Source organism: Luteitalea pratensis, assembly GCF_001618865.1.
GTDB classification, from domain to species: domain Bacteria; phylum Acidobacteriota; class Vicinamibacteria; order Vicinamibacterales; family Vicinamibacteraceae; genus Luteitalea; species Luteitalea pratensis.
The window spans coordinates 871,572-891,686 of record NZ_CP015136.1 but is presented as its reverse complement, the minus strand read 5'-3'; the positions used below and the strand labels follow the sequence as shown (position 1 = coordinate 891,686).

The following is a 20,115-nucleotide window of genomic DNA, read 5'->3' as shown; positions in this document are numbered from 1 at the left end:
CGTCACCTGCCGGTTCGGCCGGGTACCCGTGCTGCACGGGGTCTCGCTGCACATCGCGCGCGGCGGCATCACCGGTGTGCTCGGCCCGAACGGCTCGGGCAAGACGACGCTGTTGCGGATCCTGTCGGGCGCGCTCGCGCCCTCGACGGGCACCGTGCATTTCGACGGCGCGCCCATCGATGCCCTGCCGAAGCGACAGCTCGCGCGACGGTTGGCGGTCGTGCCGCAGGAGATCCACCCGGTGTTCGACTACACCGTGCTGGACCTCGCGCTGATGGGGCGATACGCCCACCTCGGTCCCTTCGGGTTCGAGACCGCCGTTGACCTGCTGGCCGTCCGCCGCGCGTTGGCCGCGACCGGCACGGCCGATCTCGAATGCCGTCATTTCGACACGCTGAGTGGCGGCGAGAAGCAGCGCGTGGTGATCGCGAGCGCGCTCGCCCAGTTCGAAGAGGACACACACGCCGAGAGCCGTCTGCTCATCCTCGACGAGCCGACGGCGGCCCTGGATCTCCACTATCAGATCGAAGTCGCGCAGTTGCTGCGCCGCCTCGCCGACGGCCGCGGCCTGACGCTGCTCGTGACCACGCACGACCTCCAGTTCGCCTGGCAGGTCTGCGATCGCGTGGTGCTGCTCCAGGAGGGACGCGTGCTCGCCGACGGGCCCACGGAGGAGACGCTGACGCCCGAGCACCTGCACACGCTGTATGGCGTCCACGTGGACCGCATGACCCATCGCGATGGCACTGTCTCGCTGGTGCCAACGTCGCTGGTCGGCGATCGTTCGCGCCGGACATCGTCCCCGGAAGCGACCCTGCCCGGAGTGCTGCGGTGACGACGCCCGCCGGCTCGGGGGCGGTGCAGGCCAGGGCGTGGGATCCGCACGATCCCCGTCGCGCCGCACAGGCTGCCTCCGCCCGCCGGCGCCAGGCGTGGCGCATTTACGCCGTCTTCGGTGTCCTGCTGCTGGCTGCCGTCGTCGGCGCTCCGCTCGTCGGGTCCACGCCGATCGACCTGCGCGCGGCGCTGGACCGATCGCGTCCCTTCGCCGAGAACCTCGACGCCCAGATCTTCTTCATCGCGCGCCTGCCGCGCGTGCTCGCCGCAGGGTTGGTCGGCGCCACGCTCGCGGTGGCGGGCGTCGTCATGCAGGCACTGCTCCGCAATCCACTCGCGACGCCGTTCACGCTTGGTGTGTCGTCAGGGTCGGCGCTCGGCGCGATGCTGGCGCTGACCTTCCTGCCCGCGTGGACAGGCGGCGCGCTGACGTCCGTGCCGCTTGCCAGCCTCGCCGGCGCCCTTGGCGCGGTGCTCATCGTCTACGCCCTCGCACAGGTGCGGCACCGGGGTTTCTCGACCGACGTACTGCTGCTGGCCGGGGTCACGCTCAACGCCTTCTTCTCCGCGCTGATCCTGCTCGTGCAGTACCTCTCGGACTTCACCGAGACAATGCGGACGCTGCGCTGGTTGATGGGTGACCTCGATGTCGCTGGCTACCGGCCGCTCCTGATTGCGGCCGTGATGTTGCTGCCGGCGATTGTCGCGTTCGCGTGGCTGCCGCGCAGCCTCAACGCGCTCGCGCTCGGGGCCGAGCAGGCGGGCACGCGTGGAGTGCCGGTCGTCGGCGTGCAGCGCCTCGCGTTCTTCGCGGCGTCGCTCGGGACCGGTGTGGCGGTGTCGCTGGCCGGTCCGATCGGTTTCGTGGGCATCATCGTGCCGCACCTCGTGCGCCTGCTGGTCGGCGCGGATCATCGCGTGGTGATGCCGGCCTCGGCGCTCTTCGGTGCCGCGTTCCTCATGGCGTGCGACGCCGTCGCGCGCGTCGTCCTGTCGCCGGTCGAATTGCCGGTGGGTGTGGTCACCGCGGTGCTGGGAGCACCCTTCTTCCTGTGGCTGCTGATAAGGAAACCATGAACTTTCCCGTTGGTAGGGACGCATCTCCGAGGCGTCCACCTCCACCCGTCTCACCCTCGGATCTCGGAACCGGGCCTGGAGCACGTGGCGCAGCAGGGCAGGGGCGGCCGCTGGCGAGGAGATGGACGGCTCGGAGAGCCGTCCCTACCTTCCTGGTGCTGCTCGCGCTGATCGGTGCGTGCCGGCCGCGGGAGGCCGCGAAAGGCACCGCCCTCGCCCAGGGGCCGCGCGTGGTGTCGCTCGTGCCAGCGATCACCGAGATGCTGTTCGCGGTGGGAGCCGGTCCGCAGGTCGTGGGCGTGAGCAGCTTCGACAAGACGCCCGCCGAGGTCGCGACGCGGCCGCGCGTCGGCGCGCTCCTCGATCCCGACCTGGAGCGCATCCTCTCGCTGAAGCCGGATCTCGTCGTCACCTACGGATCGCAGGAGGCGTTGCACGAACAGCTCGCCCGGGCCAACATCGCCACGTTCACGTACCGCCACGGCGGCATCGGCGACACGCTGGAGACATTGGAAGCCATCGGCGCGCGAACCGGCCACGCCGACGCCGGGCGCGAGGCGACGCAGGTCCTGCGGGCGCAGTTGACGGCCGTCCGCATGCGCGTGGACGGGCGTCCGCGCCCGAAGGTGCTGCTCGTGTTCGGACGTGACCCGGGCAGCCTCCGCAACGTCTGGGCGAGTGGCGGCACGGGCTTTCTGCACGAACTGCTCGACGTGGCGGGCGCCGACAACGTGTTCGCCGACGTCGATCGCGAGAACGTCCAGGCCACGAGCGAGCTGTTGCTGGCGCGTGCGCCCGAGGTCATCGTCGAACTGCAGGCCGAGACGCATGCGGAAGAATCGCCGTCGCCGTGGCTGACGCTTGCGGGCGTGCCCGCGGTGAAGTCGGGTCGCATCATCACCCTTCAGGGCGATCAGTTCGTGGTGCCTGGACCGCGCCTGGCAGGCGCCGCGGAAGCGCTCGCGCGCGCGCTGCACCCGGACGCGTGGTCGACCTCGCCCGGCAGGTGATATACCTTCGGCCATGACGCCGCCCGTGAGGTCAGGATTCTCGCGAGAAGCCCGCCTCCTCACGGCGACGATTGCCGTCTCGGTCATCGTGCTGGTCGTGCTTTCGCGCTTCCGGTTTCCGGACCCGTCGGCCGACTCACGCGACGGGACCTCGGCCCAGCCCCTTGCCCGCCTGGCGGCGCGCGCCGCCTTCGATGACCTCTCGCTCGCGGTGCGCGAGCTCTCGGGTCGCGTCAGCGGCTCGCTGATCGTGCTGCGAACGACGGCGCATGGCGCCGGCGTCAGCGCGACTCGCCCGGCTGCATCCGACGGCACGAGACTACTGCCGGCGCTCCGCGTCCGCGACGACGTGGCGGCCGCGCTCGTCGATGAAGGCGCACTCGTCGAGGCGGTGATCGGCGTACCGGGGACCGTCACCGTCATCGCTCGCGACCCGATCCGGGGCATCACGCTCGTTCGCATCCCTTCTGCGCGCGCACCGGTGCTGAACATTCGCGAAGGACAGCAGGCGCTCCCCGCACCCGGCTACGTCGCCGTGGCCGAAGCGAGCGCGGCCGGCACCTCCGTGCGTCCGATCTTCGTGGGCCGCAGCGACAGCATCGGAGATCCGCGCTGGGACACGCCACTGCTGACGATGGGCCGCGGCGCCGTGGCCGACATCGGCGCGCCGGTCTTCACCCTCGAGGGGCGTCTTGCGGGCTTGCTGACGTCCAGCGAGGGCGAGCCGGCCCTCGTGCCCGCCGAGGTCGTGATGTCGTCGGTCGACCAGCTACTTCGCGACGGGCCGCCGCACACAGGCGAGATCGGCGTGGTCACGCAGGCCGTCGACTCGGTGCTCGCTGCCGCCACGGGCGCGGCTGCTGGGGCGGCGGTCGCGGCGGTAAGGGCCGACGGTCCGGCCGCCCAGGTCTTCGCCCCGGGCGACGTCATCACCGCAGTCAACGGGCAACTCGTGCGCACCCCTGACGCGCTGCGGCTGCGCGTCGCGAGGACGGCGCCGGGCGTCGCGCTGATGTTCACGTTCAGACGCGATGGCGCGTTCCTCAGTGCGCCCGTCACCGTGCGCGCCGGCCCCGCCGCGGTGCCGCCTGCGCCTGCCACGGGCGCACGGTCGGTGCAGGCCGAACGTACGCTCGGCCTGACGCTGAAGCCCGTGGAAGAACGCGGCAGCGAAGTGACTCGCGTACAACCCGGCTCGCTCGCGGACGCCGCGGGTCTGCAGGCTGGCGACGTCGTCCTGGCGTTCGGACGCACGTATGCGCCGGCCCCAGAGGCCATTGCCAGCGCGTTCGCGGCGCTGCCGCCGGGTCGGGTCACGTTCCTCTCGGTCGAACGCAACGGACAGCCTCGTCTCGTGGCGCTGCAGCGATGACGCCCAACGAAGACTGGCGCGAAATCGGTGGGCCCGATGCGCTCGACGCGATCATCCCGCCCTCGACGAGCAGCGGCGCCATACCGTGGCTGCAGCCGCTGCGCACCCGGGCCGTCCTCGGCCTGACTCCCGTGGTTGCCCCTGCCGTGCTGTTCGTGCCGATCGGCGCCGTCCTCGGGCCATCGTTCACCAACGTGCTCAGTCCCACGGCGCTCGGCTATCTCGATGCCGTCGTCGCAGTCGCGCTCGCGGTCCTCGGCGTGTTCGCCGGACTCGCGCTGGACCTGCGTGGCGAGCGCAATCGACGCATCTTCACCGCTGCGAGCGTGGAAGCGATCGTGACGCTGCTCGCCGTGGGCGGGGCCTTCCTCGTCCTGCTCGCGTCATGGAACCTGCCGCTCGTGTTGCCGTCTGCCCTGGTCGCGCTGACATTGGGCCTCTGTGCGTCCGTGTCGTCGGCCGGAGGCGCCGACGACACGTCGCCGACGCATGCGATCGCCGCAGGCATCGCGGACCTCGACGACGTGCTGCCGATCCTCGTGAGCGGCGTCCTGGTGGTGATGCTCGGGAGTGCGACGCCCGTGCCGATCTGGAGTGCCGTGGCCTGGTTGTTCCGGACCATCGTCCTCGGCATCGCAGTCGGCACGGCCGGCTGGCTGCTGTTCGAGCGCGCCCATTCGCGGGCCGAGCGCAACGTCTTCATCGCGGGTGTCGTGGCGTTGATCGGCGGCACGTCGTCGTTCCTCAGCCTGTCGCCACTGCTTGCCGGGCTGATGGCCGGACTTCTGTGGGTGTGGTTGCCCGGCCAGGCGGACCGCGTTGTCCGCAGTGACCTGCAGCGCGTCCAGCACCCGCTCATCGTGGTGCTGCTGCTCGTGGCCGGCGCCTCCTGCGAGTTCTCGCGCGAGGCCGTGTGGCTCACTGGCCCGCTGGTCCTCTTCAGGCTGACGGGCAAGTTGATGGGTGGCTGGTTGGCGATGCGCGTCCAGGGTCTCGTGAACGCCAGCGAATTGGGTCTGCACCTGATCGCCCCGGGATTGCTGGGGATCGCGGTCGCCTTGCACCTCCTGCAGGCGGTGCGCACGCCGGGCATGGCCGCGGTGCTGACCGCCGTCGTCGCGGCGACGCTCGCGTCCGAAGCACTGGCGCTGGTGCTGCGGCCGACGCAGGAGACACTGCCGTGATGCGCCTGCTCGCGCTCGCGATCATCCTCGGCACGACGGCCGTGGTGACGAGCGTCGCGGCGACGGCGGAACGCGGGGGTGGCCCCGGGACGGCGCTCGCCATCGGGTTCGCGTTGATTGCCGCGTCGCTGACCGGCGAACTGTTCGAGCGGTTCCGCCTGCCACGCATCTCGGGCTACCTGTTCTTCGGCGTCGTCTGCGGTCCGTATGCGAGCGCGATCCTCACGCCTGCCATGGCGCGCGAGCTGCAGGTCGTCAACGGCGTCGCCATCGCCCTCATCGCATTCATCGCCGGCCTCGAGATCAACTTCGTACGTCTGCGACCGCAACTGCGCGCGATGTTGACGATGGGCGGCGTGATGATCGCGCTGATGTGGGTGTCGCTGACGGTGCTGTTCTTCATCGCGTGGCGATGGCTGCCGATCGCCCCTGATGTCGTCGGACTGCCACGGCTCGCGCTGGCCATGCTCGTGGCCACCGTCACCGTGAGCTTCTCGCCGACGGTGAGCATTGCGGTGATCACCGAGAGCCGTGCCCGCGGCCCGCTGTCCGAGCTCGTGCTCGCACTGGTCGTCCTCGCCGACCTGATGCTGATCCTGCTGTTCACGCTGTCGATGGAGGGCGTCCGCTTCGCCCTCGGCAGCGGCCAGGCAGGCCACGGCATCCTCTCCGGACTGGCGTGGGAGATCTTCGGATCCTTTGCCTTCGGCGGCATCGTCGGCGCGTGTTTCGCGTTCTACCTGCGCTACGTGAGGCGCGAAGTGACGATCGTGCTGCTCGGCGTGGCGATCCTGCTCAGCCAGGTCGGTGGCGCACTGCATTTCGAACCGCTGCTGGCCGCGCTCGGCGCCGGACTCGTTGTCGAGAACATCGCACCACCCGAAGGGGACGCGCTCCGCCTCGCGGTGGAACGAGGGGCGTTGCCGATCCTGGTGCTGTTCTTCGCGGCGGCTGGTGCGAACCTGCACCTCGGCGCACTCGCGGAAGTCGGGGTGTTCGCGGTCGCCATCGCAGCGCTGCGCATGGCCCTCATCCATGCGACGGCAAAGGTCGGCGCGCGCGTCGCGGGCCTTGGCGGCGAGCCGCCCGCACTGGCGTGGATGGGACTGGTATCACAAGCCGGCGTGACGCTCGGGCTCGCGATCCTGATCAACGCGGAGTTCCCGGACTGGGGCGGCAAGCTCTATGCACTGATCGTGTCGATGATCACGCTGCACGAGACCATCGGCCCGATCCTGTTCCGGGCTGCGCTGACGCGCGCCGGCGAGGTGGGGCGGATGGATCTGGAGACCGGGGAACACAGGACGCCGGTCGTTGAAACGCCCGCCTGAGCTGGCGTCTTGCAGAGGGCTGCCTGGCAGCGCCTGGTCGCTAGCTCAGGGAGAACGACGTGCCACAGCCGCAGGTCGCCTTGGCTTTCGGGTTGACGACCACGAATCCCTTGCTGATGAGGCTGGTGTCGTAGTCGATCTGCGTGCCCTCGAGGAGCCGATAGCTCTTCGGATCCACATAGATGCGCGAGTCTTCGGGGCCTTCGAACACCTGATCCTGCTCGGCCGGCTGCGGTTCCCACGCGAAGACGTAGCTCAGGCCGCTGCACCCGCCCGCCTTCACCCCCACCCGCAGGCCACCGCCCTGCATGCCCTGTTTCTCGAGCAACTTGTGTATCTGCCGTCCGGCGTCGAGTGTGATGTACATGGTCGGATTTCAGTAATGCCGCGATGCCGGGAATGCTGGGAATGCTGCGATGCGAAACCGCTCCCGACGTGCGCCTTTTCATTTTACCGCTTCACGAAGCCTTTTCGGCATTCGCGGCATCGCGGCATTGCGGCATTTCAGTTTCATCGAGCCGCGGCGCGCTGTGATCGAAGTGCCGAGGCGAGTCGAATGACCCTGTCGGCTAACTCGTCCACCTCGGCCTCGGTCGTGGTCCGCAGCAGACCGAAACGGAGCGAGGACCGGGCCTCGGGCTCGCTCAGGCCGAGGGCCATCAGCACATGCGACGGCTCGGCTGATGTGGAGGCACAGGCCGCGCCGGGGGACACGGCGACGTCGGTGAGCCCGAGCACCAGGTCGCGTCCCGTGAGGCCGTCGAACCCGACGTTGAGGTTGTGCGGCAGCCGCGGCTGTTCGGCTCCGCGGAGGTGCACGTCTTGCAACGCCGACTGCAATCGTCCCCACAACCGGTCGCGGAGCGTCGCCAGGCGCGCCGCATCCGTCAAACGCCGAGCCCGCGCGAGGCGCGCCGCCTCGCCGAACCCGACGATGCCCGGCACGTTGAGGGTGCCGGAGCGCAGGCCACGCTCGTGCCCGCCGCCGCGCTGGCGGGGCGCGATCGCGACCTTCGACGCCCTCCGGACCACCAGGGCGCCGACGCCCTTCGGGCCGTAGATCTTGTGTGCGGTACACGAGAGCAGGTCGATGCCCATCGCCGCCATGTCGATGGCAACCAACCCTGCGGCCTGTGATGCGTCGGTGTGAAACCAGGCCCCCGCCGCGTGGGCGAGACGCGCGATGTCGGCGAGCGGCTGGATGACGCCGATCTCGTTGTTGCCGGCCATCACCGAGACCACGGTCGTGCCCGGCGTGATGGCCTCGGCCATGCCGGGAACGTCGACGAGCCCGTCGGGACGCACGGGCACGCGCGTCACCCGGACGCCCTGCGACTCGAGGTCTGCGCAGGGCTCGAGGACCGCCGGGTGCTCGGTCACCACCGTCAGCACATGGGGATCGCGACTCGGGACTGGGGAGTCGGGAATCGGGTCCGGAGTCCGGTAGGGCCCGCTCTCCGAGCGCGGCCCATGAGGACGTCCGCCTCCGTCTGCCGGCTCCGGGGTGCCAAGTCGGGAGTCGGGAGTCGCCGAGCGGGGTCGGCCGCCCGCAGCGCGAACGGCGTCGATTACACCGCAGAGGGCGAGATTGTTGGCCTCGGTGGCGCCGCTCGTGAAGATCACGTCGCGCAGGCGGGCGCCGACCAGGTCCGCCACGTGCTGACGGGCCGATTCGACGGCCTGCTGTGCCTCCCACCCGTAGGCATGTTGGAGGCTTGCGGCGTTGCCGAACTGTCCGCTGAAGAACGGCAGCATCGCGTCCACCACCTGCGGGTCGCAGGGTGTGGTCGCGTGGGCGTCGAAATAGAGGCGGGACACTGGGTTAACGCCTAATGCTTGAGGCTGGACGCTAGACGTTGGACGCTAGACGTTGGACGCTGGACGCTGGACGCGAAGGCCGACTGACGAAGGCCGACCCGTGGCACCCGTGTGGTTCAGCGTTCGGTGACGGGCGCAGGTGTACGGCGCGAGAGCGTCACCGGAATGGTCGGCACGCTGGTGTCGTCCACGATTTCGGCAAGCGTGCAGGCGGCAAGGGCGGTGAGGATGCGGTCCTTGATGCGCCAGAGCGGGTCACGCACGCTGCATTTCGTGTACTGGTCGCAGGCGTGGTCGTCGGTCGAGCAGGCGGTCACGGTGAGCGGGCCGTCGACGGCCTGGATCACGTCCGCGACCGACATCAGCGTCGCCGGGCGCGCGAGCTGATAGCCGCCGCGGGTGCCCTGATGCGAGAGCAGGAGGCCCCGCCGCACGAGTCGCTGCAGCACCTTGGCCATCAATTCCGCAGGAATGTCGTACTGCTCGGCGATCTCCCGGGCACTCGATGCGCCGCGGTCCCCATGAAGCGCGAGATGCTTCATGGCCATCAGGGCGTAGTCGGTCTTCTTGGAGAGGCGGAGCATCTCAGTAGTCTACCGGGAACCGCAACCGGGTGAAAGCGGCCGGCTTCCCCGCTCTGAGGCGAGGCTGGTCCGGCCGGTGGTGCCCCCCAGCCCTGGCGAAGCGTCGAGCAACTTCGACGCCTACGTCTCCACGAATCGGGGATCGGGGAATCGGGAATCGGCGAGGGTAGCGTCGGGCTGTCCCAGCCCGACGAGGACATGGTGCGGTCGTGGCTCGGCCCGCTGGGACAGCGGGCCGCTACCTTGTAACGGAGCCGTCGACCTTGGGGGCACCGGGTTCCGGCAGGGGGAACCCGGCACCGCAGTCGGGCAGGACACGTAAGCGTGCCCTGACGACAGCTATCGCTTCGACGACGCCGAGGGCGCTGGCGCAACCGGGTCAGGGACCTTGTTCTTGACCGCCGGCACCGTGCGGAGATACGCGAAAATCGCCTTCAGATCCGCATCGTTCATCTGGCCGAAGATCTGCCAGGGCATCGGCGGCACGAGCTGACGGCCGCGGCCCTGGTGGCGGCCATTGCGCAGGGTGTCGAGGAACTGCTGCTCGGTCCAGCTGCCGAGGCCGGTCTCGACATCGGACGTCAGGTTGGCCGCGAAGCTCATCCCCCACCCACCAGCGAACGCCGGTTCGAGCACGTAGACCTCCCCCGCGCCTTCGATGGGTGGCATCGGCGGGACCGCGCCGCGCGCGTCGAACCCGGAGAGCATGCGCGTCATGTCGTATTCCGGTCCCTTGCTGCCCATCTTCATCGGCGTGTGGCAGTCGCCGCACCCCTTGGCCGTCACCAGGTAGCGCCCGCGCGACACTGGGTCGGCTTGACCGGGCGCGACCTTCAGGAGCTTGGTCGTCGGCAGGGGCTCTGGCGGCGGGCCAGGCGCGACCACCGGGTCCGGCACCTTGTTACGGATCGCCGGAACCGTCTGCAGGTAGGCGAAGATCGCCGCGAGGTCATCGTCGGCGAGGTTGCGGAACGCCGGCCAGGGCATCGTCGGCAGCAGGGGCCGGCCGTTACCCCAGTGCTTGCCGCTGCGAATGGTGTCGATGAACTGTCGCTCGGTCCATGCCCCGATCCCGGTCTCCCGATCGGACGTGAGGTTGGCCGTATAGCTGCGCCCCCAGGGACCTGACCACGAGGTCATCGTCGAACTCGCGCTGCCGATCCAGGGGAGTTGCAGGCCCGGAGGATCGTTTGCCACAAGGCCGGCCGGATGTCCCATCAGCATTTTCGACATGTCCGGCTCGGGACCGTTGTCGCCCAACTTCCAGGGCGTGTGGCAGTCGTTGCAGCCGCCCGTCTTCACGAGGTACTCGCCATGGGCCAGCCGCGACGCACCCGCGGCGGCCGTGGGCGCCACCTGGGCGCTCGGATGGGCGCTGCGCACCACCAGCAGCACACCGAAGGCGAGCAGGCTGGCGCCGAGGACAGACGATGGACGTGTTGACGGGAACCGCATGAAGCCTCCGGTCAGCGCGCGGATGCGCGCGTGTGTGGGGATGAGCCCGTGCCCTCGGCGATCCACCGCCGCAGGAGGGCAACCGCCTCCGCGTCGACGATGCGGCTGCCGAGCGGGGGCATCTGGAGTACGGGATGACGCGAGTCCATGCGGGCCAGCAGCATGCTCGCGTCGGGATTGCCAGGCGCGATACGGTCGCGCAGGTCGGGACGGTCCGCAGCCTGGAAATGACTTGGCTGGGCCAGCGAGGTCCCCAGCGCGGGCGCCGAGGCGCCCACCGCCTGGGCGAGCGGGTACTGCAGGACGAAGCCGAGTGAGGCCATCTCGCCGGCCCCCGTGTGGCACATCCCGCAATTGCCGTGCAGGTAGCCGAGCGCCGCTCGCTCGACCGGCGATGCCGCTGCGATGCGCGGGGCGCTGCGCGCCAGCTGCATGGGCAGGTTGCGCACGAGTCCGCGGTCCACGAGGGTCTGCAACGTGACCGCGCCTTCGGGGAGCGGTTCGGCGTGCGGGGCCAGCGGATCGCGGTCCGAAGAGAGTTGCAGCGCACTGACGCTCAGGAGCCGGGATGGCCCGGCCTCGTGGCATGCCGTGCAATCGGTGCGTGAGGGGATCGCGTGGCGGACGCCGTTGGCGATCTCGACGCTGTTGAGGATCCCGCGCTCGGAGACGAGCGTGGCCGAACCATCAGGCCGCCAGGCGTAACTCGCGTAGCGCCAGCCCTCCGTCGTCCGCTCGATCATCCGTGTCTCGGCCGGCGCGCCGTGGAAGCGGAACTCCTTCCACACCTTGGTGCCGACCGGAAACTCCCACGCATCCGGGTTCGAGGCATCGATCCAGGAATCCGGCGGGAGGTGGAGCCATCGCGACTTGGCGGCGCCGTCGGTCCAGAGCGGGTACTGCGGCGCAAAGCGAAGGTGGCCCGGCGCGACGGTCTTCGTGTCCCAGTCGCTGTAGAGGCCGGTCTCGCGCAGCGTGGCCGCCAGGGGCGACACCGCAGGCGCATGGGTCTGCGCGAGCGGGGCCACGATCAGCCCGCCCAGCAGCACCACCACCCCCGCGAGGCACACGCGTCGCATGACTGGGCTAACGCCAGAGGTAGGCGGGGCGAACAGAAAATCGGGTGCGGAACTTTGGATAGTGCGCGGGAACTTCGTGGCCGGCCCGTTACAGAAAGGACGGAGGAGGGAGGACGGAGGAGAGAGGAAGGATTGAGGAGCGAGGAAAAGGGGGGATGAGGACAGAGGCGGAAGGTGGTGAGGACGGAGGAACTCGGTGCTGGGGAGCGGTGGAGGCCCCGCGTCACGGAGGCAGGAACAGGTTCACCTGAGGCTGCCGTCGCGGTCGGCGGGTTCGTCGAGACGGCGGACGGAGGTCACGAGCATGGCGATGAACTCGTTGGCCTCGCCGGCGAGCCACGCAACCTCCGAAGCGTCGCCCTTGTGGAGGTCATGGACGATCTGCAGCGAGTGCCTGGCTTCGCGCGATTCGCGTAGCGCCACGCGATAGCACTGTGCCATCTGGCGGCGGGACATTGACGATTGTGCTTCGCTCAGATTCTGCCCGATGGCAGTTCCTGCAGCGGCCAGGTTCTCCACGAACCGCCGCGAACACCCGGGATCGCGAAACAACCCCTCGCAAACCTTGAGCAAACGCACCGAAAACACCCGCGCCCGGGCAACGAGATCCTGGCGTGGCAACTCGGACATGCCACGGGACCGAGCGAGAAGTGTGCCGTGAAAGGACGGAGGAGGGAGGACGGAGGACGGAGGTAGGGCAGAGGAACCGAGGAAAGAGGTGCGGTCGCCGGGAGGGTGTAACGCACCATCTCGCGCTGACGGCCGATAAGGCCTACTGGAGCCAAGATCGGCCGAGGACGGATTGGGGAGGCAGACCCGAAAGCCGAGGACGGACTGTCTACACCGGCATTACCAGGGACGGGTTAACTTCCTCCGTCCTCGACCTCAGTCCTCCGTCCTACCTCGCTCCTCCGTCCTCCCTCCTCCGTCCTCCCTCCTCCGTCCTCCGTCCTCTCTAGTATTTCGCCTTGCCCGGCTCAATCCTGTCGACCCAGGCGAGGATGCCGCCGGTGAGGTTGACGGCGCGGTCGAAGCCCTGTTCGCGCAGAAGCGCGACGGCCTTGGCGCTGCGGCCGCCGACCTTGCACTGCACGACGAGGTCGCGCGTGCGATCGAGTTCGCCGATGCGTCTGGGCAGTTCCCCGAGCGGGATCACCGTCGAACCCTCGATCCGGACGATGTCCACCTCGAACGGCTCACGCACGTCGAGGATGACGAGGTCGTCGCCGCGATCGAGGCGCTGCTTCAGCTGTTCCACGGTGATGGCGGGAACCTCCGTGCTGTGCGCCGCCGCGGCACCCGGCGCGGGCTTGAGGCCGCAGAACTGCTCGTAGTCGATCAGCGCCTTCACCGTCGGGTGGTCGCCGCACACCGGGCACTCCGGATCGCGCCGGAGCTTGAGCTCGCGGAACTTCATCCGCAACGCGTCGTAGATCAGGAACCGGCCGATGAGCGGCTCACCGGTACCGAGAATCAGCTTGATCGCCTCGGTCGCCTGAATCACGCCGATGATCCCCGGCAGCACGCCCAGGACACCGCCCTCGGCGCAACTCGGCACGAGCCCCGGAGGCGGCGGCTCGGGATAGAGGCAGCGGTAGCACGGGCCGTCCTTGGTCGCGAACACCGACGCCTGTCCCTCGAAGCGGAAGATGCTTCCGTAGGCATTCGGTTTCCCGAGCAGCACGCACGCGTCGTTCACGAGGTAACGCGTCGGGAAGTTGTCGGTGCCGTCGATGATGATGTCGTACGGCGCGAACAGTTCGAGCGCGTTCTGCGACGAAAGAGCCGTCTCGTAGAGATCGACCTGCACGTGCGGGTTGATCGCGAGCACCGCGTCGCGCGCGGAATCCAGCTTGCGCCGGCCGATGTCGGACGTCCCGTGCGCGACCTGCCGCTGCAGGTTGCTGAGATCGACGACGTCGAAGTCGACGATACCGATGCGACCGATGCCGGCCGCGGCGAGATAGAGCAGCACCGGCGAGCCGAGACCACCGGCCCCGACGCACAGCACCCTCGCCGCCTTGAGCTTCTTCTGCCCCTCGACGCCTACTTCCGGAAGGATCAGGTGCCGGCTGTAACGCGCCAGCTCCTCCTGTTCGAGGGCCGGCAATTCCGCCGGCGCCGCCTGGCTGCCACCGGCCACCGACGGGATGATGCTGATCGTGTCGGCGGTCCCGAGTGCCGTCTGCTCCTTCTGCAGGTAGCGGATGTCCTCGTCGTTGACGTAGATGTTGACGAAGTGCCGCAGCTTGCCCTGTTCGTTGTACAGGTGCTTCTTCAGCTCCGGATACGTCGTCGTCAGCTGCGCAAGGAGGTCGCCGACGGTCGTCCCGTCGATGTGCACCGTGTCGAGCTTGTCGGTGTATTGGCGAAGCGGCGTGGGGATGTGAACGGTGTGCGACACGAAAGCTCCTTCGACTTGGGCGGCTCGCCGCGAGTGCCTGCGGCCGGAGGACGCCCCCGGCAAAATGGCGACGACCACCCGAGGCCCCGTCACGATGGGGCCATCCAACGATCATAGCGAACGTGTCACCGGTCGCCGATCCGCTTGTGTCATATGCCAGACGCTTCAGCCGTCTCCTCGCCCCGACTTCGGGGCCGGGCGGGCGGCCCCCACGGCAGCCGCGCCGCGCATCCCGAGTCCCAAGTCCCCAGTCCCGAATACCGGTCCCCGGGGCCCAGATCCCAGGTCGCTCCCGATGCAAGGCTCCATGTTCGAACCTCGTTCTCTTGAGGACAGCCTGCGACAACGTGACGACGGAGAACTCAGCCGTAGAGCCGTTGCGCTCGATACGACCGCGCGCCGTAACACCGCGAACCTTTCGTCGGCGACCTGGCCCTGCGGCAGAGCCTGCCGCTCCCAGTCGGCGCTCCAGGCTCAGCCTGAAAGCCCTCGTCGTCGGTTGCGGGCCGAGCCGACCGTCGGCGGCGTGCTGCCTGCCACGCCTCGGGCACGACGTCGTGATCCGGGCGGCCCGGTCGCCAGGGACAGGATGCACTTCGGCATTCCGGCTACCTCCTGCCACGCGCGACGCGCGATGCCGAGTGCGGGAGCCTGTGTCGGCCGCCTCCGCCCTCGAGCGAAGGACCACATCACGTTGCTTCACTGCTGGTAAGGACATACTGACACGACGTGACGACTGCCATCGCACCGACGGGCGACATGCTCCTCGAGCAAGCGTGGCGTTGTCCGGCTACGGCTTCATCTGCAGTTGGAACCACCGAACGCGGCTGTTGCGACCGCTGTCGACATCGTTGATGCCTCTCGGCTCGAAGGATCAGACCAGGGCACAGGCGTACCATGGCCTCGACGACGTCTATTTCCAGCGGAGGCGCTCCATGCCCGAGACGATTTCTGCAGGCGCATTCCGCAACTGAAGGCTCGCAGGGAATCGATGATGTATTACTTGTTCACCTTCAGCGACAAGATCACCGTCGAGTTCAGGGTCTACAATCCTGGCGACACAGGCGAGCCGAATGCGCATGCGTGGGCTCTGCGAAACCACTTCTGGGGCACGTCTGGTCCACGGCTGGGCGCGGACATCGAGGAGCACTTCGACGTTCCGACAGTCCGCTATTCGATCTTCGATGACTTCAATGGGTTGTGGCGATTCCAGTTGGAACACATCGTCAAGTCGGACTATACGATTCCGACCGACCAGATCATTCGCTACCCTCCGCAGTCCGATGATAGCCGCTACACCTTCAGCTTGTTTGCTTTGCCGAAGAGCATTTTCCGGCGACACTCGCGGACTTCGTGGACTTTGCCAAGACCTACTACAACACTCGGGGATATCGCTCCAATCTGCTCTATGTCGGCTACTGGATCGCGCAGGACCGACAGGCGCTGCTGTCCTATTCCTGGGACGGCAACGTCATGACGATCGATCCTGTCTCGACGGGCAACAGCGGCTGGAAGGACTTCCTCACGGACTACAACACGTTCTGCATGGAGCGCGATGGAAAGCCTTTGTTCAATCAGACGTTCGGATTGACCAGGGCGATTGTCGTCCATGCATTCGGGGAGCGACTCCAGACCATGCGGGAGGCCTGTCACCAGTTCGATCCACAGGGCAGGCTGATGAACGATTACTTCCGCAGTCTGCTCACCTGAAACCGCTTCGCGGCTCGGCCTGATTCAGGCATTTAGATACTCATGGACACAATGGCAAGGGTAGTCCTCGGGCGCTGCGTCCATGATCCGACGGCGGTCCGTGTCTACGACATCATGCGAGGAGGGTTCCTGTGGAGTGACGAAATGCCTCCCTGTTTTCCTCTCGATCCTTTCGAGTTGATGGGCGTTCTTGCCCCGGTCATAGCGTATCGGGCCTCCCTCACGTCGGGCGCGCCTGATTCCAGGCATGAGGTCGACTGGAACGCCCTACGAGTAGCCGTGCCGTCGTGGCCAGGATTCCGGCAAGAGCGGATTCGCGGATCGATAGAGGGGGACCTGCGAGCCTGGAAACTATGGGAGGACAGAAGCTTCTTCGAGCTCGAGGACGAACCCGGTCCGGATGGCATCTGACAGGCGTCTGCGGGCGGTAGCCGCGTGTCCGGCGTCGGCGCACCAACACACTCATTGATTCGTCGGATGCGCCTTCTGCGCTGCGACCAGGCCGCGGCGATCGGCGTCGTAGGTCACAAGCACGACCTCGCGAGGATCCTTCGGTCCTCCATCCTCCAGCCTCCATCCTCCAGCCTCCGTCCTCCGTCCTCCGTCCTCCGTCCTCCGTCCTCCGTCCTCCATCCTCCATCCTCCGTCCTCCGTCCTCCGGACATCTGTCCGCGTCCGGCGGACATCTGTCCCCCGGACAGGTGCGTGTTTGATTGCGCATTCGCGCCAGGATTTCACGTCCCGGGGCTGGCACCGCGCTTGCTCTGACGGTCGGCGTGATTTCCGGGACCTCTTCCATGGACCGCGCGGTCGCGCGCGGCGGGCTGTCGCGGCGGGCCTGGATCGGGCTGGTTGCCCTCGTGCTGCTGATCGTCGGCGGCGCCTTCGCCTGGCCCACGTACCGTCAGCTGGCCTCAGTGGACCGCGCGATGGACGCGTCGCGCATGCAGATCGCTCCGGTCACCCTCGGTAGTCTCGTACGCGATGCCTCCGCCGACGGGCGCATCGTCTCGGCCAACGCGCCGACGCTGTTTGCGGCCACCGGCGGCATCGTGACGCTCAAGGTGAAGGCGGGCGACCCGGTGACACGAGGCCAGTTGCTGGCCACGATCGAGAGCCCCGAGTTGCGCAGCAAGCTCACCCAGGAACAGAGCGCGCTCGAATCGCTGGACGTCGCGCTCGGCCGCGCCCGCATCGCGGCCAAGCAGAGCGACACGCGCAACGCCAGCGCCATCGAGCTCGCCGAGGTGCGCCTTCAGGGTGCCAGGCGCAACCTCGAACGCGCGCGGCAGACCTACGAAGAGGGACTGCTGAACAAGGTCGACTACGAGCGGGCGCAGGACGACGTGCAGTTGGCAGAGGTGGAGCTCAAAACCGCCCGTGAGGCCCGGGGACTGGAACGCGAGACCGCCGAATTCGAGATCCGCACCCAGCACCTGGCCCACGCACGACAGGCCTCGCTCGCTGAAGAAGTCGCGCGCCAGGTCACGCAGCTGTCACTGGTGGCGCCGTTCGACGGGCTCATCGGCGCCGTGAACGTGCAGGATCGCGATGCGGTCGGCGCCAACCAGGCCGTGCTGACCGTGGTCAATCTCGACGCCTACGAAATCGAGTTCAGCCTGCCCGAGAACGAGGCGGCCGAGGCCGGCCCCGGCACTCCGGTCCGCGTGCTCTACGAAGGCCGGGAGTATGACGGCAAGGTCACCGCGATCTCGCCGTCTGTTGCCGACAGCCTTGTCAAAGGCCGCGCCGCCTTTGCCGGCGCAACACCCTCGACATTGCGTCAGAACCAAAGGGTGTCCCTGCGTCTGCTCTTCGAGACGCGGCCGCGCGTCCTGATGCTGCCGCGCGGGGCGTTCCTCCAGAGCGGTGGCGGTCGCCTCGCGTATGTCGTCCGCGAGGACGTGGCGATACGGACGCCGATCGCAACCGGCGCCCGCAGCCTGTCGCACGTGGAGGTCACCGACGGCCTGCGCGAGGGCGACCAGGTCATCGTCTCCGACACGAGTGAGTTCACGGGAGCAGAACGCATCCTGCTCCGCAACCGCTGACACCGAACACTGAAACGTCGCCGTACACCCTTTTCCGTGCTCCGTACACCGTACTAGATACGCCGTACCCGGCACCCGGCACCCGGCACCCGGTACCCGATTTCTAATCCCGCTTCCCGCTTCCCGATTCCCGAGACCCCAATGCTCTCCATGTCCCGCATCCGCAAGGTCTATCGCACCCAGTTGGTCGAGACTTACGCTCTCGACGAGATCACCCTCGAAGTGGACACCGGTGAATTCGTCGCCGTCATGGGCCGCTCGGGCTCGGGCAAGACCACGTTCCTCAACGTCGCCGGCCTGCTCGACACGTTCGATGCCGGCACCTATCACCTTGACGGCGAAGACGTCAGCCGCCTCTCCGACAGCGCCATGTCGCGCATCCGCAACGAGAAGATCGGGTTCATCTTCCAGTCCTTCAACCTGATTCCGGATCTCGACGTCTTCGACAACGTCGACGTGCCCCTGCGCTATCGCCGCCTGCCGGCGAAGGAGCGCAAGGCCCGCGTCGAACGCGCCGTCGAGATGGTGGGGTTGTCTTCCCGTCTGCGGCACCTCCCGGCGCAGCTCTCGGGCGGGCAGCAGCAGCGGGTGGCCATCGCGCGCGTCCTCGCCGGCGACCCGAAGCTGATCCTGGCCGACGAGCCCACGGGCAACCTGGACACGTTGATGTCGCGCGAAGTGATGGACCTCCTCGAACGCATCCACGAGCAGGGCACGACGATCGTCATGGTGACCCACTCGCCCGAGTGCGCGGCCCGCGCGCCCCGGCACATCCACCTGCTCGACGGCAAGGTGCTCGACACCGACGCCGACGCCGAGCTCTTCGCCGAGCGGACGATGCCGAGCCTCGCGGCGGCCATCCAGTAGGGACACGCCATGCTGCTGCACAACATCTGGATTGCCTGGAAGAGCCTCAGGCGGAGCCCGACGCTGTCGGTGCTGATCGTCGCGTGCATCGCGCTCGGTATCGCCTTCGCGACGACCTTTGCCGCCGTGCGGCACGCATTCACGAAGCACCCCCTGCCGGACAAGGAGCAGGTGCTCCGCTACATCCGTCTCGACAACTGGGATCCGCGGCAGGCCTACCCTGGCGACCGTCCCGATGCGCTGCCGCCGCAGATCAGCTATCGCGATGCGATGGCGCTCAAACGGTCGACGCTCCCCGTGCGCCAGACGGCGAGCTTCCGCGCCCGGCTCACGGTGATCCCGAACCCGGCCGTCGCCCGCCCCACCCGCGAGGAGGTGCGGCTCGCCGAGGCGGATTTCTTCGAGATGTTCCAGGTGCCGTTCCGCCACGGCGGGGCATGGACACGCGAAGCCGACAGCAAGCTCGAACAGGTGATCGTGCTGTCCGAGACGCTCAACGAACGATTGTTCGGCGGCCGCAACAGCGTCGGGCAGTCGCTGCGCATCGAAAACCGCGACTTCCGCATCGTCGGCGTGCTGGCCGGCTGGCAGCCGACCGTGCGCATGTACGACATGACCGGCAGCGCGCTCAGCGAGCCCGAAGCGGTGTTCATGCCGTTCGGGCTGGTCGTGCCGATGGAGATCCGGACCGCTGGCAACAGCGACGGGTGGGGCACCCGGTCGGGCACCGGCGTCGCGGCCTTCCTCAACTCGGAAACGAGCTGGCTGCAGTTCTGGGTCGAGCTCCGGTCTCCGAAAGACGACGCCGCCTACCGCTCGTTCATCGAGAGTTACATCACCGAACAGAAGAAGGTCGGCAGGTACGGACGGCCGATGAACTATCGCGTCTCGAGCATCAAGGCGTTGATGGAGGACTTCAACATCGCGCCCAAGGAGACCTTCGCGCTGTTGATGGTCGGCCTGCTGTTCCTGGCGGTGGCCGCGGTCAACCTGATCGGCCTGTTGCTCGGCAAGTTCCTCGCACGCGCCAACGAGGTCGGCGTGCGTCGCGCGCTCGGCGCCTCCCGTCGCGACGTGTTCCTCCAGCACCTCGTCGAATGCCAGGTCGTTGCGATCCTTGGCGGGATCATCGGCGTGGTGCTCTCCGGCCTGTCGCTGCGCGTGCTCAACGGGTTCATGCTCGACATGACCAACCGCGCCGGGCTGTTTTCGCTGGACGCCCGCATGCTGCTGCTTGCACTGGGCCTGTCCATCCTCGCCGGGCTGATCTCCGGCGTCTATCCCGCGTGGCGGATCTGCCGCCTCGCGCCCGCCAACCACCTGAAGGCCTGAGGCT

The 20,115-nt window shown here is 68.1% G+C and carries 17 protein-coding genes; 10 read left to right on the top strand and 7 right to left on the bottom strand.

Translation table 11 applies throughout. From position 1 onward, the window contains the following. Window positions 1-28: 28 nt before the first annotated feature. From LuPra_RS03865 to LuPra_RS03840, 6 genes are all read left to right on the top strand, one after another. Complete coding sequence (locus LuPra_RS03865; protein WP_234800709.1) at window positions 29-835, top strand: ABC transporter ATP-binding protein; 807 nt, start codon at window positions 29-31, stop codon at window positions 833-835. Then, a complete protein-coding gene (locus LuPra_RS03860; RefSeq protein WP_234800708.1) occupies window positions 832-1,914 on the top strand; it encodes a FecCD family ABC transporter permease in 1,083 nt (360 codons plus the stop codon). Before LuPra_RS03865 ends, LuPra_RS03860 begins: the two co-directional genes overlap by 4 nt. Before the next feature lie 155 nt (window positions 1,915-2,069). Continuing rightward, window positions 2,070-2,924 (top strand): ABC transporter substrate-binding protein, encoded by an 855-nt coding sequence (locus tag LuPra_RS03855; RefSeq protein ID WP_157898703.1) that lies wholly within the window; start codon window positions 2,070-2,072, stop codon window positions 2,922-2,924. Between the two features lie 13 nt (window positions 2,925-2,937). Beyond that, a complete protein-coding gene (locus LuPra_RS03850; RefSeq protein WP_110169532.1) occupies window positions 2,938-4,296 on the top strand; it encodes a PDZ domain-containing protein in 1,359 nt (452 codons plus the stop codon). Next, window positions 4,293-5,480, top strand: a complete 1,188-nt coding sequence (locus LuPra_RS03845) for a cation:proton antiporter (protein WP_110169531.1) — start codon at window positions 4,293-4,295, stop codon at window positions 5,478-5,480. Before LuPra_RS03850 ends, LuPra_RS03845 begins: the two co-directional genes overlap by 4 nt. Continuing rightward, on the top strand, window positions 5,480-6,811 hold the full coding sequence (locus tag LuPra_RS03840; RefSeq protein WP_110169530.1) for a cation:proton antiporter: 1,332 nt from the start codon (window positions 5,480-5,482) through the stop codon (window positions 6,809-6,811). The genes LuPra_RS03845 and LuPra_RS03840 overlap by 1 nt, the downstream gene beginning before the upstream one ends. Before the next feature lie 40 nt (window positions 6,812-6,851). On the opposite strand, the gene LuPra_RS03835 is transcribed toward LuPra_RS03840, so the two are convergent. The 7 genes from LuPra_RS03835 to moeB form a co-directional block, all read right to left on the bottom strand. Beyond that, window positions 6,852-7,178 (bottom strand): HesB/IscA family protein, encoded by a 327-nt coding sequence (locus LuPra_RS03835; RefSeq protein WP_110169529.1) that lies wholly within the window; start codon window positions 7,176-7,178, stop codon window positions 6,852-6,854. A gap of 143 nt (window positions 7,179-7,321) precedes the next feature. Then, window positions 7,322-8,629, bottom strand: coding sequence for a cysteine desulfurase family protein (locus LuPra_RS31555; protein ID WP_157898699.1), 1,308 nt, complete (start codon window positions 8,627-8,629; stop codon window positions 7,322-7,324). A 116-nt stretch (window positions 8,630-8,745) separates the two neighbouring features. Next, window positions 8,746-9,213 (bottom strand): RrF2 family transcriptional regulator, encoded by a 468-nt coding sequence (locus LuPra_RS03825; protein ID WP_110169528.1) that lies wholly within the window; start codon window positions 9,211-9,213, stop codon window positions 8,746-8,748. Window positions 9,214-9,552: 339 nt separating this feature from the next. Beyond that, on the bottom strand, window positions 9,553-10,734 hold the full coding sequence (locus tag LuPra_RS32935) for a c-type cytochrome (RefSeq protein ID WP_234800707.1): 1,182 nt from the start codon (window positions 10,732-10,734) through the stop codon (window positions 9,553-9,555). Beyond that, complete coding sequence (locus LuPra_RS03815) at window positions 10,680-11,747, bottom strand: hypothetical protein (protein ID WP_157898698.1); 1,068 nt, start codon at window positions 11,745-11,747, stop codon at window positions 10,680-10,682. The genes LuPra_RS32935 and LuPra_RS03815 overlap by 55 nt, the downstream gene beginning before the upstream one ends. Window positions 11,748-11,990: 243 nt before the next feature. Beyond that, window positions 11,991-12,377 (bottom strand): four helix bundle protein, encoded by a 387-nt coding sequence (locus LuPra_RS03810; RefSeq protein WP_110169526.1) that lies wholly within the window; start codon window positions 12,375-12,377, stop codon window positions 11,991-11,993. 325 nt (window positions 12,378-12,702) lie between these two features. Then, window positions 12,703-14,151: a molybdopterin-synthase adenylyltransferase MoeB gene (gene moeB / locus LuPra_RS03805; protein ID WP_110169525.1), complete on the bottom strand. Its 1,449-nt coding sequence runs from the start codon at window positions 14,149-14,151 to the stop codon at window positions 12,703-12,705. Between the two features lie 1,353 nt (window positions 14,152-15,504). On the opposite strand from moeB, the gene LuPra_RS03795 reads away from it, so the two are divergent. From LuPra_RS03795 to LuPra_RS03770, 4 genes are all read left to right on the top strand, one after another. Continuing rightward, window positions 15,505-15,861: a D-arabinono-1,4-lactone oxidase gene (locus tag LuPra_RS03795; protein WP_110169523.1), complete on the top strand. Its 357-nt coding sequence runs from the start codon at window positions 15,505-15,507 to the stop codon at window positions 15,859-15,861. Window positions 15,862-16,658: 797 nt separating this feature from the next. Continuing rightward, window positions 16,659-17,912, top strand: coding sequence for an efflux RND transporter periplasmic adaptor subunit (locus LuPra_RS03780; protein WP_110169521.1), 1,254 nt, complete (start codon window positions 16,659-16,661; stop codon window positions 17,910-17,912). A gap of 141 nt (window positions 17,913-18,053) precedes the next feature. Further along, window positions 18,054-18,779: an ABC transporter ATP-binding protein gene (locus tag LuPra_RS03775; RefSeq protein ID WP_110169520.1), complete on the top strand. Its 726-nt coding sequence runs from the start codon at window positions 18,054-18,056 to the stop codon at window positions 18,777-18,779. Between the two features lie 9 nt (window positions 18,780-18,788). After that, the gene (locus LuPra_RS03770) at window positions 18,789-20,111 is read left to right on the top strand and encodes an ABC transporter permease (RefSeq protein ID WP_110169519.1); all 1,323 of its coding nucleotides are present in this window, start codon (window positions 18,789-18,791) and stop codon (window positions 20,109-20,111) included. Window positions 20,112-20,115 lie beyond the last annotated feature (4 nt).

Excerpts from the sequence above, each read along its gene's own strand:
- LuPra_RS03850 (WP_110169532.1), top strand. The coding sequence starts at position 2,938 with ATGACGCCGCCCGTGAGGTCAGGATTCTCGCGAGAAGCCCGCCTCCTC.
- LuPra_RS03845 (WP_110169531.1), top strand. The coding sequence starts at position 4,293 with ATGACGCCCAACGAAGACTGGCGCGAAATCGGTGGGCCCGATGCGCTC.
- LuPra_RS03840 (WP_110169530.1), top strand. The coding sequence starts at position 5,480 with ATGCGCCTGCTCGCGCTCGCGATCATCCTCGGCACGACGGCCGTGGTG.
- LuPra_RS03835 (WP_110169529.1), bottom strand. The coding sequence starts at position 7,178 with ATGTACATCACACTCGACGCCGGACGGCAGATACACAAGTTGCTCGAG.
- LuPra_RS03825 (WP_110169528.1), bottom strand. The coding sequence starts at position 9,213 with ATGCTCCGCCTCTCCAAGAAGACCGACTACGCCCTGATGGCCATGAAG.
- LuPra_RS03815 (WP_157898698.1), bottom strand. The coding sequence starts at position 11,747 with ATGCGACGCGTGTGCCTCGCGGGGGTGGTGGTGCTGCTGGGCGGGCTG.
- LuPra_RS03810 (WP_110169526.1), bottom strand. The coding sequence starts at position 12,377 with ATGTCCGAGTTGCCACGCCAGGATCTCGTTGCCCGGGCGCGGGTGTTT.
- LuPra_RS03780 (WP_110169521.1), top strand. The coding sequence starts at position 16,659 with ATGGACCGCGCGGTCGCGCGCGGCGGGCTGTCGCGGCGGGCCTGGATC.
- LuPra_RS03775 (WP_110169520.1), top strand. The coding sequence starts at position 18,054 with ATGCTCTCCATGTCCCGCATCCGCAAGGTCTATCGCACCCAGTTGGTC.
- LuPra_RS03770 (WP_110169519.1), top strand. The coding sequence starts at position 18,789 with ATGCTGCTGCACAACATCTGGATTGCCTGGAAGAGCCTCAGGCGGAGC.